Here is a 13,574-nt window from a genome sequence, read left to right as displayed (position 1 = left end):
GGTCCGCTCCCCCCGGGGGGAGCGGACCGGGCCTCCGGCGTTCCGTCCGAGGTTCCGCTTGAGGCTTCAACTATCAGCAGAATTTTGCAGAATGCAAAGATTGCCTTATAACTAAGGCATGATCGAGGCCCGCCATCTGCGCGTTCTGCGTGCCGTCGCCCGCACCGGCTCCTTCTCCGCCGCCGCCCGCGAGCTGGGGTGTACGCAGCCCGCCATCAGTCAGCAGATGAAGGCCCTGGAGAAGTCGGTGGACACCCCGCTGGTGGTCCGCTCGGGCCGCGGGATGCAGCTCAGCGAGGCCGGCCGGGTCCTGCTCAAGCATGCCACCGGAATCCTGGCCGGGCTCTCCGCCGCCGAGGAGGAGGTGGCCGCGATCGCCGGGCTGCGGGCCGGACGGGTGCGGCTGGTCTCCTTCCCGACCGCGAGCTCCACCCTGGTGCCGCCCGCGGTCGCCCGCCTGCGGGACAGCCATCCGGGGGTGCGCGTGTCGCTGGTCGAGGCCGAGCCGCCGGAGTCGCTGGCGATGCTGCGCGGCGGCGAGTGCGAGATCGCGCTGGCCTTCCGCTACCCGCAGTCCGACGGCGCCGTCGCGCTCCCGGCGCCCGCCCACGGCACGCCGCGCGAGGCCCGGGCCGAGGCCAACCTGGAGGCGCAGCAGCTGACCGCCGGGACCGACTGGTCCGACCTGGTGGTCACCCCGCTGCTGGACGACCCGCTGGTGGGCGTGCTGCCGGCCGCCCACCCGCTGGCCGGGCGGGGCGGGGCGGTGGGGCTGGCCGAGCTGGCGGAGGAGCAGTGGATCGCCGGCTGCCCGCAGTGCCGGGGGCACCTGGTGGAGCTGTGCACCGGGGCGGGCTTCGAGCCGCGGATCGACTTCGCGACGGACGACTACCCGGCGGTGGTCGGCCTGGTGGCGGCCGGTCTCGGGGTGGCGGTGCTGCCCCGGCTGGCGCTGCGGTCGGTGCGTCCTGACGGCGTGTCGACGGTGCCGGTGCGGACGGCCTCCGGGGCGCCCGCGGTGCGCCAGGTGGTCGCGCTGACCCTCCCGGACCTGGCCGAGGTGCCGGCCGTGGCGCTGATGCTGGAGCGGCTGGCGGGGGCGGCCGCCGACCGCTGACGGTGGGTGACGGGGCTGCCGGGGTCCGGTACGTACGGTGAGCCAGAAGACTGAAGCGCCGCGAAGAAACGTTTCTTCACGGCGCTCAAGGAGACGGGTCTACCGCTGGGCGACCGCCGGCGGGGCCAGCGGAACCTCGACCAGTCGGTGCCGCGAGCGCCCCAGCATCTCCTCGCGTTCGTCCTCGGTCATCCCGCCCCACACGCCGTACGGCTCGCGGACCGCCAGCGCGTGCGCCGCGCACTCGGCGATCACCGGGCAGCGCATGCAGACCTCCTTGGCGCTGGCCTCGCGAGAACTGCGCGCGGCCCCGCGCTCGCCCTCGGGGTGGAAGAAGAGCGAGCTGTCCACGCCACGGCAGGCTGCGGAGAGCTGCCAGTCCCAGAGGTCCGCGTTGGGACCGGGGAGGCGGGAGAAATCTGCCATGGCTCATTCCCTTCAGAGGCTGTCGGCCGTCGGCCGGGCGTTCGGCGGGGCTGCTGCCGAGCGGTGCGGCGGGGCTTCGATGCACTGGTGTGGACACCTGGAAATATGACTTAAGGCAACTCCATGGACAAGTCACCCACACACTGGCACAACAGTCAATGACCATACGAAAGCTATAAAAACGGGCATAGTGGGCAAGGGGCTCCAGCGGGCGCGGACGTGGCAATCGGGTGGTCGACGGGCGCGCGGGGTGCCGAATCGATGTGCGGGTCGTACGCCGACCGCGCGCGAGCTGCGCAAAAGAGCGGCGTGTGCACCGCGATGCGGCTGATCGGTAATGGGTTGGCCACGTACAGTGGTGGAGATGGCCCCGAAGGCCGTAACTCATTCGAGTGACGGTCGTTGGAAGTGCGGAGGCGGTTAGCGGGCGCCGGACGTCGGGAACGATCGCGGGCAGGTTGGGGCGATCACCGCGGAGTCCGTCGCCGATCGGCCGTGTCGTAGAGGTTCGTACCAGCCAGGAGGCTCAACGTGACGCGGATCAGCTGCGGAGGACGACGGTCATGACTTCCGTTCTCGTTTGCGACGATTCCCCGCTCGCCCGCGAGGCGCTTCGCCGCGCGGTCGCGACCGTACCCGGTGTGGACCGGGTCACCACCGCGACGAACGGGGAGGAGGTCCTCCGCCGCTGGGTGGCCGACCGCTCCGATCTCGTTCTGATGGACGTCCGGATGCCCGGCCTCGGCGGGGTCGAGACGGTCCGGCGGCTGCTGTCCGCCGACCCGGGCGCGCGGATCATCATGCTCACCGTCGCCGAGGACCTCGACGGGGTCGCGCTCGCGGTGGCCGCGGGCGCCCGCGGGTACCTGCACAAGGACGCCTCGCGCGCCGAGCTGCGGGCCACCGTCACCCAGGCCCTCGCCGACCCGACCTGGCGGCTCGCCCCCCGCCGGCTGCGCAGCCCCGACATGGGCGCGGCGCCCACCCTGACGGCGCGTGAGATCCAGGTGCTGGAGGGCATGAGCCACGGCCGCAGCAACGCCGAGATCGGCCGCGAGCTGTTCCTCTCCGAGGACACCGTGAAGACCCACGCCCGACGGCTGTTCAAGAAGCTCGGGGCCTCCGACCGGGCGCACGCGGTGGCGCTGGGCTTCCGCTGGGGCCTGGTCCGCTGACCACCGGCGGCGCCGCCGGTTGCGGCGTGCCGCCGGAGGTTCCCGGAGCGGGCGCCGCACGGGCGTGTGACGTTACGGTCCCGAGGTTGCACCATGGAGGAGTGGAGCACCTCGGGGACCAGCGGACAGGCACTGCGGCGAACCACGCAGCCGCAGGACACTCGGCGGACGGCGCGACGGACGGGACCGCCGACGGCGGCGGGGCGGGAGGCGGCACGGTGCAGGAGGGGCCGGTGGTGCGCGGGACGCCGGACGGTGCCGCAGCGCATAACGTTCCGGTGCACAACTCCGGACGCGGTGCCGCGTTTTCCCGCTCGACCAGGCACCATGGACCGATGCGCGACGACGTCGCCGGTGCGACCGGCCAGGCGGACCCGGTGGAGGCCGAGCCCTCCGGTCCGGGCCACGGTCCGTCGTACGCCGAACCCGGCGGTTCCGCCGGTGGGACCGGGCCGGGCCGCCGGCCGGTGCTCGGCACGGGCGGCTCGCCGCTGGTGGGCGAACTGGTCGCGGCCGCGGTGCGCGGCGAGAACCCGGCGATCGACGCGCTGCTCGCCTACGTCCACCCGCTGGCGCTGCGGTACTGCCGCGCCAAGCTGGTCCGGCTGCCCGGCGGGGCCCGCCACCACGTGGACGACGTCGCGCAGGAGGTCTGCGTGGCGGTGCTCTGCGCACTGCCCCGGTACAAGGACCAGGGGCGCCCGTTCGAGGCCTTCGTGTACGGGATCGCCGCGCACAAGATCGCCGATCTCCAGCGGGCCGCGATGCGCGGGCCCGGCTCGACCGTCGTGCCGCAGGACGACCTGCCGGAGGTGCCGGACGAGGCGCTCGGCCCGGAGGAGCAGGCGCTGCTGAGCAGCGACGCGGCCTGGGCGAAGGAGCTGCTCTCCAACCTGCCGGCCCGTCAGCGCGAGCTGGTGCTGCTGCGGGTGGCCGCCGGGCTGTCGGCGGAGGAGACCGGCGAGGTGCTCGGGATGTCACCGGGTGCCGTCCGGGTGGCCCAGCACCGGGCGCTCAGCCGGCTGCGGGCGCTCGCGGAGGAGTCCTCCTGACCACTCCTCCCGTTGCGTGCCGTTTCCGCCGGTTGCGGGCGGAATGATCCACGGGGCGGGGTTGTTGTCAAGGGCACACGAGGACACATTCGCGGTGCCAGTACCATGGGGTATCGGCGCCTGGGCGGGTTGCCAAAGTTTGACGGGTGCGCGCGGGGTCCCCTTGGAGGATCCTCCTATTCGTACCCGGCTTCGGCGGTCTGCGCGAGTGAGCGATGAATGCGCCCCCACCCTCAGGGCGTGAGCGGATTAGGCCGGCCACGGAAGGTACCCCCCAAATGTCTTACAACGCCGCAGGCGTACCCGAGAAGTTCGCCATGCTCGGGCTCACGTACGACGACGTCCTGCTGCTGCCCGGGGCCTCCGAGGTGCTGCCGAACCAGGTGGACACCTCCTCCCGGGTCTCCCGGAACGTGCGCGTCAACATCCCGCTGCTGTCCGCGGCGATGGACAAGGTCACCGAGTCGCGCATGGCCATCGCGATGGCCCGCCAGGGCGGCGTCGGCGTGCTGCACCGCAACCTCTCGGTCGAGGACCAGGCCAACCAGGTCGACCTGGTGAAGCGGTCCGAGTCCGGCATGGTCACCGACCCGATCACGGTCGGCCCGGAGACCACCCTGGGCGAGGCCGACGCGCTGTGCGCCAAGTTCCGCATCTCCGGCGTGCCGATCGCCGACGAGGCGGGCAAGCTGCTCGGCATCGTCACCAACCGCGACATGGCCTTCGAGTCGGACCGCACCCGCCAGGTCCGCGAGATCATGACCCCGATGCCGCTGATCACCGGCAAGGTCGGCATCTCCGGCGTGGACGCCATGGCCCTGCTGCGCCGCCACAAGATCGAGAAGCTGCCGCTGGTCGACGACGAGGGCCGGATCAAGGGCCTGATCACCGTCAAGGACTTCGTCAAGGCCGAGCAGTACCCGAACGCCGCCAAGGACGCCGAGGGCCGGCTGCTGGTCGGCGCCGCCGTCGGTGCCAGCGCCGAGGCGTTCGACCGGGCCCAGGCCCTGGTCGAGGCCGGTGCGGACTTCCTGGTGGTGGACACCTCGCACGGCCACAGCCACAACGCGCTGGCCTGGATCGCGAAGATCAAGTCGGCCGTCGGGATCGACGTGGTCGGCGGCAACGTGGCCACCCGGGACGGCGCCCAGGCGCTGATCGACGCCGGCGTGGACGGCGTCAAGGTCGGCGTCGGCCCCGGCTCCATCTGCACCACCCGCGTGGTCGCCGGCATCGGCGTCCCGCAGGTCACCGCCATCTACGAGGCCGCCCAGGCCTGCCTGGCGGCCGGCGTGCCGGTCATCGGCGACGGCGGCCTGCAGTACTCGGGCGACATCGGCAAGGCGCTGGCCGCCGGTGCCGACACCGTGATGCTCGGCTCGCTGCTGGCCGGCTGCGAGGAGTCCCCGGGCGAGCTGATGTTCATCAACGGCAAGCAGTTCAAGTCCTACCGCGGCATGGGCTCGCTGGGCGCCATGCAGTCCCGCGGCCAGGGCCGCTCGTACTCCAAGGACCGCTACTTCCAGGCCGAGGTGGCCTCGGACGACAAGCTCGTCCCCGAGGGCATCGAGGGCCAGGTGCCCTACCGCGGCCCGCTGTCGGCCGTGCTGCACCAGCTGGTCGGCGGCCTGCGCCAGACCATGGGCTACGTCGGCGCCGGCACCGTCGCCGAGATGGAGAGCAAGGGCCGCTTCGTCCGGATCACCTCGGCGGGCCTCAAGGAGAGCCACCCGCACGACATCCAGATGACCGTCGAGGCGCCGAACTACTCGGCCCGCTGAGCCACCGGCCACCGAGGGGCCCGCTGCCGCACCGCGGCGGCGGGCCCCTGCCGGTGCGCCCGGGCGCGGGCCGTCGGGGCGGGACCAGCGGCAGTACGGGATACTGGGGGGCGGCCGGGGTGACCCGGCGGGCATGAGCAACAAAGCAGAAGGGCTCGAAGTGACTGAGATCGAGATCGGGCGAGGCAAGCGCGGCCGACGGGCGTACGCCTTCGACGACATCGCCGTCGTCCCCAGCCGCCGGACCCGGGACCCGAAGGAGGTCTCGATCGCCTGGCAGATCGACGCCTACCGCTTCGAGCTGCCGTTCCTGGCCGCCCCGATGGACAGCGTGGTCTCGCCGCAGCAGGCCATCCAGATCGGCCGCCTCGGCGGTCTGGGCGTGCTGAACCTCGAAGGCCTGTGGACCCGCTACGAGGACCCGCAGCCGCTGCTGGACGAGATCGCCGCGATCACCGACGAGTCCACCGCGACCCGCCGGCTCCAGGAGATCTACGCCGCGCCGATCCGCGCCGAGCTGATCAAGCAGCGGATCCAGGAGGTCCGCGACTCCGGCGTGGTCACCGCCGCCGCGCTCTCGCCGCAGCGCACCGCCGAGTTCTCCAAGGCCGTGGTGGACGCCGGCGTCGACGTCTTCGTCATCCGCGGCACCACCGTCTCGGCCGAGCACGTCTCCAGCGCCGCCGAGCCGCTCAACCTCAAGCAGTTCATCTACGAGCTGGACGTCCCGGTGATCGTCGGCGGCTGCGCCACGTACACCGCGGCCCTGCACCTGATGCGGACCGGTGCCGCCGGTGTGCTGGTCGGCTTCGGCGGCGGCGCCGCCCACACCACGCGGAACGTCCTGGGCATCCAGGTGCCGATGGCCACCGCCGTGGCCGACGTGGCGGCCGCCCGTCGCGACTACATGGACGAGTCCGGTGGCCGCTACGTGCACGTGATCGCGGACGGCGGCGTCGGCTACAGCGGGGACATCCCGAAGGCCGTGGCCTGCGGCGCGGACGCGGTCATGATCGGTGCCGCGCTGGCGCGGGCGACGGACGCCCCGGGCAAGGGGATCCACTGGGGGATGGAGGCCGTCCACGAGGAGCTGCCGCGCGGCAAGCGCGTGGACCTCGGGACCGTCGGCACCACCGAGGAGATCCTGACCGGGCCCTCGCACACGCCGGACGGGACCATGAACCTGTTCGGCGCGCTGCGTCGGGCGATGGCCACCACGGGCTACACGGAGCTCAAGGAGTTCCAGCGGGTCGAGGTCACCGTCAACCCGGCGCTCGACCACCGCTGAGTCCTGACCTGACCTGACCTGATCGAGGGGCCCCTGCCGGGTGACGGCGGGGGCCTTCTCCTTTTCCCGGTGCGGGAGGCGGGTGCGGTGCGGGGAGGGGACGGGGCGGGCGGTCAACTCCGCGTGGCGCTGCGGCGGGTGAGGAGGAAGCCGCCGATGAGGGCGATGGCGTAGAAGGCGGCGTCGAGGGGGCGGAGGTCGGCGCGCCAGGCGGTGACGGTGTCGTGCAGCAGGCCGCCGGGGGCCGGGCCGTCGGCGTGGACGCGGCGGAGGTGCTCGATCAGCTGGCCGAGGAGCAGGGCGCCGGCGGCGAGGAGCGCGCCGAGCGGGGGGAGTAAGCGGCCCTGGCCGCCGAGCCGGCCGAGCGGGAGGGCGACCAGGCCGGCCGGGGCGATGGCCAGCCAGCCGAGGCTGTCGGCGGCGCGCAGCGGGGCGCTGCCGTAGGCGAGGCCGCCGAGGAGCATGGCGAGCAGGGCGAGGGAGACGGCCAGGGCGGTGCGGTGCCGGGGGGCGGTCCTGGGCGTGGGTTCGACGGGGTCGAAGCCGGCCACGGGGGCGCCGGGCATGCCGGGGGCGACGTAGCCCTCGGGGGAGACGGGGGGTGGTGCGACCGAGTAGTGCTGGGCGGTGTGCGGCCGGATCGATGGGCCGTCAGTGCCCGGTGCGGGTGCGGTCATGGGCGTCGAATCCCCCCGGAATACGATGAGCTGCCGAACGGTAGCAGTGGTCCGGACAGATCTTGGCGAGTTTTCGATCACAGATCGGGCACGGAGCGCCGCCTCCGTTCCGGTTCGTACCGGCTCGATGCGGGGGCCGGGTGGTCGCGGGCCCTCCGGACAGGAGATGATGGAGGCTTGGGCGTCCGGGCCCCAGGTCGGGCCGACGCGCCGTCACCACGACCGCCAGCAGCACATGGGGGAACGTTCCGAATGACCCAGGCGCAGGGTTCCACCGGCCGCCTCCTGGCCGGCCGCTACCGCCTGAACGGCGTGCTCGGGCGCGGCGGCATGGGCACCGTCTGGCGCGCCGAGGACGAGATGCTGGGCCGGACCGTCGCGGTCAAGGAACTGCGGATGAACGCCAGCGTCGACGAGGAGGAGAAGCACCGGCTGATCACCCGGACGCTGCGCGAGGCCAAGGCGACCGCGCGGATCCGGCACAGTTCGGCGGTGACGGTCTTCGACGTGGTCGACGAGGACGACCGGCCGTGGATCGTCATGGAGCTGGTCGAGTCCCGCTCGCTGGCCGACGTGGTCCGGGAGGACGGGCCGCTGGCCCCCGCCCGGGCGGCGGAGATCGCGCTCGACGTGCTGGGCGTGCTCAGCGCGGCGCACGCGCTCGGCATCCTGCACCGCGACGTCAAGCCGTCCAACGTGCTGATCGGCGAGGACGGCCGGGTCGTGCTCACCGACTTCGGCATCGCCAGCGTGGAGGGCGACGCCTCCGTCACCTCGACCGGGATGCTCGTCGGCGCGCCCTCGTACATCTCCCCGGAGCGGGCCCGCGGGCAGAAGCCCGGGCCGCCGGCCGACCTGTGGTCGCTGGGCGGCACGCTGTACGCGATGGTCGAGGGCCGGCCGCCCTACGACCGGGGCTCGGCGCTGGCCACGCTGACCGCGGTGATGACCGAGGACCTGATCGCGCCGGTGAACGCCGGGCCGCTGCAGCCGGTGATCGAGGGGCTGCTGGCGAAGGACCCGGCCGAGCGGCTGGACGCCTCGCAGACCCGGTCGATGCTCAAGCGGGTGGTCGCGGAGGCGACCGCGCGGGCCGAGTCCACCACCGAGCACGCGGTGCCGCTGGAGAAGCCGGCCGAGGAGCCGAAGGCCTCGAAGGCGTCGGGGCTGTCGAAGGCGGGGCTGTCGAAGGCGGCGGGGCCGGCGGAGGCGTCGAACGCCGTGGAGCCGTCCGAGCCGTCGGCGTCGGCGTCGACCTCGGCGGAGTCCGCGGAGCCCTCGGAGCCCTCGGAGTCTTCGCCGAAGGAGCCGGAGCAGACCGGGAACGGCCGCAAGCGGTCGGTGGGCGGGCTGCTGGGGACGGTCCGGGTCGGGAGTCGGGCCCAGGACGCGGAGCCCGCCGGGACGCCGTCCGAGGAGCCGGGCGCGGAGCCGATCCGGCCGGTGACCAGCGAGTGGACGATGGGCGCGACCCAGGCGGCCGGGGCCGATCCGCGCACCGGCCGGCGACGGCTGGCCATCGCCACCGTGATCGTGGTGCTGCTGCTGATCGCGGGAGTGGTGGCGGTCGTCCGGATGGTCGGCACCGACGACGGCGGCGCGAACGGCGCGGCCTCGCAGAGCGCGGTCGCCACCTCGCCGGGGGCGACCGGTACCGAGCCGGTGCCGACGTCGGCACCGACGGGCGAACCCGCGCCCGCCCCGGCGCCCGCCCAGCCGACCGGCGACCCGGCCGCGGCGCCGGACGCGCCCGCGCAGTCCGCCGGTGCGCCGGCGGCTCCCGTCCAGCCCCCGGCGGCACCGGCGCAGCCCGCGTCGGCCGCGCCGGGTGCCGTGCCGGCCGGGTACCACGAGTACAAGGACCCGAGCGGCTTCTCCGTCGTGCTGCCGGACGGTCTGCAGCCGACCGGGTCGGACGCCAACCGGCGGATCTTCAAGAACGCGGCCGACGGCAGCCAGCTGCGGATCGAGTGGACCACGTCGCCCGGGGCGAGCGCGGTCGCGGACTGGCAGGAGTCGGAGCCGAACGTCCGCGGTCAGGTCAGCAACTACCAGCGGCTCAACCTGGCGGCGATCACCTACCGGCAGTGGACCAACGCGGCGGACTGGGAGTGGACCAACGGCACGCCCAGGATGCACTCGCTCAACCGCGGCTTCGTGACCGGGACCCCGCCCAAGTACGGGTACTCGATCTACTGGATAGTCCCGGACGCGGAGTGGGCCGCCCAGGCCCCGCTCCGGGACGTCGTCTTCAACAGCTTCCAGCCCGCGCCGTAGGGCGGCAGGTCCTAACCGATCAGGCGCTGCTTGGCGCGGGTGAACTCGTCCTCGGTGAGCGCACCGGAGGCGCGCAGGGCGGCCAGCCGTTCCAGCTGGCCGATGAGCTGCTCGCCGGCGGACGCCTCGACCGGGGTGGCGGCGGGCCCGGCCTTCGGGGCGTTCCGGGCGGCCCGGGCGGAGGCCCGGAGCTGCTCGGCGAAGAACTCGGCCTTGGCCACGTCCTCGAAGCGGTGCGAGCCGCTGAGCGCCACCACCAGGAGCACTTCGCCGTTGAGCTTGGTGCGGGTCACGGTGACGTCGGTGACGGCGGCGAGCGGAACCGGGACCGGCGGCTTCCCGTCCTTCAGGAAGAGCAGCCGATGGGTGGTCAGCACGAGCACTCCCTTGCGGAAGTGGTCGGGGTGGCGCCCGGCGGTGGAGGCGACCGGCTTCTCGCCGTCGATGACGGTCGCCTCGACGGCGCGGACGGCCTCGGCCTGGTTGGCTTTGCTGCTGTTCCCGGATGCCTCGAAGGCGGTGTCGATCAGATCGGTCCAGTCCATGGGATCGAGCCTAGGGCCTGTCGTCGGACTCCCGTCGTTCGCCCGGAGGCGAGGGAATTCGACGGCAGGCCCTGGGAGCCGCTCAGTAGGCTGCTCGGTGAGTGAGAGGAACTGGCATGCGAGGCGGCCCCGGTCAGTTGCTGGCGGGGCGGTACCGGCTGACGGACCGCCCCGAACCCTTGCGCGCCCAGGCGGTGGACGAGCGGACCGGTGAATCGGTGCTGCTGGGCGCCCTGGAGCTGCCGGGGGTGCTGACGGCGGGCCAGGATCCGGAGGCGGCCGCCGCGGCGCAGGCGGACCGGATGGTGCGCCGGGTGGCGGCGGTCGGTTCGACCGCGCCGGTCGCGCATCCGCGGCTGCTGCGCGGGGTCGGCGCGTTCGTCGAGGGCGAGCTGCTGTGGACGGTGGAGGAGCGGCCGGTCGGGCGGACGGTGGCCGAGCTGCTCGCCGAAGGGCCGCTGCCGCCGTACCGGGCGGCCGAGTTGGCGGCGGACCTGGCCGGGGCGCTGCGGGCGCTGCACGCGGCCGGGCTGACCCACGGCGCGCTGACCGCGGAGGCGGTGCTGGTCTGCGAGGACGGCGCGGCGATGCTCGGCGGGCTGCTCGCCGGGGTGGCCGAGGAGGCGCTGGCCGAGGAGCTCGGCGGGCCGGGCGGGCGGCGCCGGTACGAGGTGCGGGCGACCCTGGTCGGCCCGGTGGCGGAGCGTTGGCCGCTGGACGGCGGCCCGGCGGGCGACTGCTGGGCGCTCGGGGTGCTGGTGCACCGGCTGGTCACCGGCCGTTCGCCGTACCCGGAGCGGGACGTGCCGGAGCTGGTGACGGCCGTACGGGACGGGCGGCGGGAGCCCTCGGTGGTGTGCGGGCCGCTCGCGCCGCTGGTGGAGCGGCTGTTGCAGCCCGATCCGGTGCTGCGGCCGACGGCGGAGGCGGTGCGCGAGGAGCTGGCGGGGCTGCTGGCGGGGGCGCCGGAGCCGGTCGACGGGGAGGCGGAGGAGCGGAGCCGGGCCGCAGGGGGGCCGGTGCCGGTGCCGGAGACGCCGGCGGTGCCGCGCGGGCGCGGCGGGAGGGCCGTCGGCTCCAGGGCCGGGAGGAGTGCCCGAAAGGGCCGGAACGGTGGGGACTTGGGGGCAGGGAGCGGGGCGAAGCCGCCCCGGATACCCCCCTCCCTGTGGGGCCCGCTGCTGGTGGGCGGAGTGTTCGTGCTGCTGGTGCTGGGAATCGTCGCGGTGGTGCTGTTCGCAGGCTGACGGCCCGCCCGGATTCCGTTCCACCGGTCCGGGGGGTGGGCGTGATTACCGGGGGCGGCAAGGTGCGCCTAATGTGTGCGTGGGATTTGTTCGAACAGTGGTCTGCACCAGGCCCTCCGTCGCGGTGACGGCAGGCGGAATGTGTGGGGGAGCGGGCGCAGATGGGCGTGCAGGACCGGCCGGAGGCGGCCGAGGCGGAGCGTTTGCTGGCCGGGCGGTACGAGCTCGGCGAGCGGCTCGGCCGGGGCGGCATGGGCACCGTCTGGCGGGCCTGGGACCGGATGCTCGACCGGGAGGTCGCGGTCAAGGAGCTGACCGTCAACCACCTGCCCGAGGAGGACCTGCAGATCCTGCACACCCGGATGAAGCGCGAGGCCAGCGCGGCCGCGCGGATCAAGCACCCCGGTGTGATCACCGTGCACGACGTGCTGGAGCAGGACGGCCGGCCGTGGATCGTGATGGAGCTGGTCGACGGACGCTCGCTGGCCGACGTGATCAGCCAGGACGGCACCCTGCAGCCGCGCGCCGCCGCCGAGGTCGGCAGCCAGGTGCTGGCCGCGCTGCACCGCGGCCACCAGCTGGGCGTGCTGCACCGGGACGTGAAGCCGGCCAACGTGCTGCTGGAGCGCGGCACCGGGCGGGTGGTGCTGCTGGACTTCGGCATCGCGAAGTACGAGGGCTCGACCGAGCTGACCCGGCCGGGCGACCTGGTCGGCTCGCCGGACTACCTGGCGCCGGAGCGCGCCCAGGGCGAGCGGCCCGGTCCCGCCTCCGACCTGTGGGGCCTCGGGGCGACGCTGTACGCGGCGGTCGAGGGCCAGTCGCCGTTCCGGCGGGACTCGCCGATCACCACGCTCGCCGCGGTGGTCGACGAGCCGCTGCCGGAGTCGCGGCGGGCCGGGCCGCTGGGGCCGGTGCTGGCCGCGCTGATGGCGAAGGACCCGGCCGAGCGGCCCACCGCGGACGAGGCGGCCGCGATGCTGGCCGAGGTGCGGGCCGGGCACACGATGGGCCTGAAGTCGGTCCCGTCGGTGCGTACGCCCACCCGGTCGGTGCCGGTGGTGGACCGCACCGAGGGCCCGGTGGCCGTGGTGGAGCCGGCCGAAGGCTCCGAGGAGCCGACCGAGCCGAAGGCCTCCGGGGCCGCCGTCCCCGCTGTCCCCGCCGCGCCCGCCGTCCCTGCGGTCGCCGCTGTTCCCGCCGCGCCCGTCCTCGCCGAACCGGACACCGCCGGGGGCGCGCAGGACGCTGCCCGGGCGCACACCGGTCCCGTCGCGCCGGTGCCGCACTCCATTGCGCCGGAGCGGGGACCGGCCAAGCGCCGCAACCTGCTGAAGATCGTCGGCATAGCGGTGGCCGTCGGCCTGCTGGCCGCCGCGGGCACCTTCCTGGTCACCCGGCACGTGGTCGGCGGCGACACCCCCGACGACCCGACGCCGACCGCCGCCGAGTCCACCGGACCGGAGCCCACCAGCGACGCCACCCCCGCGGCGGCGCCGCCCAGCGGCTACCACTGGGTCGACGACCCGGCCGGCTTCCGCTTCCCGCTGCCGAACGGCACCCCGTCCTGGCAGCGGATCAGCGCCGGGGACAACCAGATCTACTACAGCCCCGACGGCAAGGTGCACTACCTCCAGTTCGCCGTCACGGTCGGCCAGTCGGTCAAGCCGCTGGAGCACATGCGGCAGATGGAGGCCACCGTCGCCAAGTCGCTCAAGGACTACAAGCAGCACCGGATGGCCGGCACGGCGGTGAAGGGCCAGGAGGCGGCGGTCTGGGAGTTCAGCTACCTGGCCAAGGAGGGCGGCCGCCGGCGCGCGATCGAGACCGAGTTCATCAGCCAGGACGGCACCAGCTACGCGATCTACTCGTCCAGCCCGGACCGGGGCAACGAGTGGAACGAGGCCGAGCAGCGCTTCTACGCGGTGCTCAACAACTTCGCCCCGAGCCGCTGACCGGGTCGGGCGGGGGCGCCCGCTTTCGCCCGAC

The 13,574-nt window shown here is 73.9% G+C and carries 11 protein-coding genes; 8 read left to right on the top strand and 3 right to left on the bottom strand.

Annotated elements, in window-relative coordinates; translation table 11 throughout:
* Window positions 1-118 precede the first annotated feature (118 nt).
* Window positions 119-1,117, top strand: coding sequence for a LysR family transcriptional regulator (locus ACFRQN_RS15580; protein ID WP_375877209.1), 999 nt, complete (start codon window positions 119-121; stop codon window positions 1,115-1,117).
* 99 nt (window positions 1,118-1,216) lie between these two features.
* Here ACFRQN_RS15580 and ACFRQN_RS15575 read toward each other — a convergent pair whose 3' ends face one another.
* Window positions 1,217-1,543: a WhiB family transcriptional regulator gene (locus tag ACFRQN_RS15575; RefSeq protein ID WP_049654358.1), complete on the bottom strand. Its 327-nt coding sequence runs from the start codon at window positions 1,541-1,543 to the stop codon at window positions 1,217-1,219.
* A gap of 563 nt (window positions 1,544-2,106) precedes the next feature.
* Here ACFRQN_RS15575 and ACFRQN_RS15570 point away from each other — a divergent pair.
* The 4 genes from ACFRQN_RS15570 to ACFRQN_RS15555 all read left to right on the top strand — a co-directional run bounded on the left by ACFRQN_RS15570 (window position 2,107) and on the right by ACFRQN_RS15555 (window position 6,839).
* Window positions 2,107-2,718, top strand: coding sequence for a response regulator transcription factor (locus ACFRQN_RS15570; RefSeq protein ID WP_014136228.1), 612 nt, complete (start codon window positions 2,107-2,109; stop codon window positions 2,716-2,718).
* A 335-nt stretch (window positions 2,719-3,053) separates the two neighbouring features.
* On the top strand, window positions 3,054-3,770 hold the full coding sequence (gene shbA, locus ACFRQN_RS15565; protein WP_074003945.1) for an RNA polymerase sigma factor ShbA: 717 nt from the start codon (window positions 3,054-3,056) through the stop codon (window positions 3,768-3,770).
* A gap of 278 nt (window positions 3,771-4,048) precedes the next feature.
* On the top strand, window positions 4,049-5,551 hold the full coding sequence (gene guaB / locus ACFRQN_RS15560; protein ID WP_074003944.1) for an IMP dehydrogenase: 1,503 nt from the start codon (window positions 4,049-4,051) through the stop codon (window positions 5,549-5,551).
* A 160-nt stretch (window positions 5,552-5,711) separates the two neighbouring features.
* Window positions 5,712-6,839, top strand: coding sequence for a GuaB3 family IMP dehydrogenase-related protein (locus tag ACFRQN_RS15555; RefSeq protein ID WP_049654353.1), 1,128 nt, complete (start codon window positions 5,712-5,714; stop codon window positions 6,837-6,839).
* A gap of 113 nt (window positions 6,840-6,952) precedes the next feature.
* Here ACFRQN_RS15555 and ACFRQN_RS15550 read toward each other — a convergent pair whose 3' ends face one another.
* Window positions 6,953-7,516, bottom strand: coding sequence for a hypothetical protein (locus ACFRQN_RS15550; RefSeq protein ID WP_380740840.1), 564 nt, complete (start codon window positions 7,514-7,516; stop codon window positions 6,953-6,955).
* Between the two features lie 252 nt (window positions 7,517-7,768).
* On the opposite strand from ACFRQN_RS15550, the gene ACFRQN_RS15545 reads away from it, so the two are divergent.
* The gene (locus ACFRQN_RS15545) at window positions 7,769-9,793 is read left to right on the top strand and encodes a serine/threonine-protein kinase (protein ID WP_380740839.1); all 2,025 of its coding nucleotides are present in this window, start codon (window positions 7,769-7,771) and stop codon (window positions 9,791-9,793) included.
* A gap of 11 nt (window positions 9,794-9,804) precedes the next feature.
* Here the strand turns inward: ACFRQN_RS15545 and ACFRQN_RS15540 are convergent, their stop codons facing one another.
* Window positions 9,805-10,338 (bottom strand): SHOCT domain-containing protein, encoded by a 534-nt coding sequence (locus ACFRQN_RS15540; RefSeq protein ID WP_074003941.1) that lies wholly within the window; start codon window positions 10,336-10,338, stop codon window positions 9,805-9,807.
* Between the two features lie 116 nt (window positions 10,339-10,454).
* On the opposite strand from ACFRQN_RS15540, the gene ACFRQN_RS15535 reads away from it, so the two are divergent.
* The gene (locus tag ACFRQN_RS15535; protein WP_079272376.1) at window positions 10,455-11,585 is read left to right on the top strand and encodes a protein kinase; all 1,131 of its coding nucleotides are present in this window, start codon (window positions 10,455-10,457) and stop codon (window positions 11,583-11,585) included.
* Between the two features lie 161 nt (window positions 11,586-11,746).
* Window positions 11,747-13,540, top strand: coding sequence for a serine/threonine-protein kinase (locus tag ACFRQN_RS15530; protein WP_380740838.1), 1,794 nt, complete (start codon window positions 11,747-11,749; stop codon window positions 13,538-13,540).
* The last annotated feature ends 34 nt before the right edge of the window (window positions 13,541-13,574 follow it).

It is taken from the genome of Kitasatospora sp. NPDC056800, from assembly GCF_042789775.1.
In the GTDB taxonomy this organism is placed as follows: domain Bacteria; phylum Actinomycetota; class Actinomycetes; order Streptomycetales; family Streptomycetaceae; genus Kitasatospora.
The sequence above is the reverse complement of the archived record's forward strand: the minus strand, read 5'-3'. Positions and strand labels throughout refer to the sequence as shown.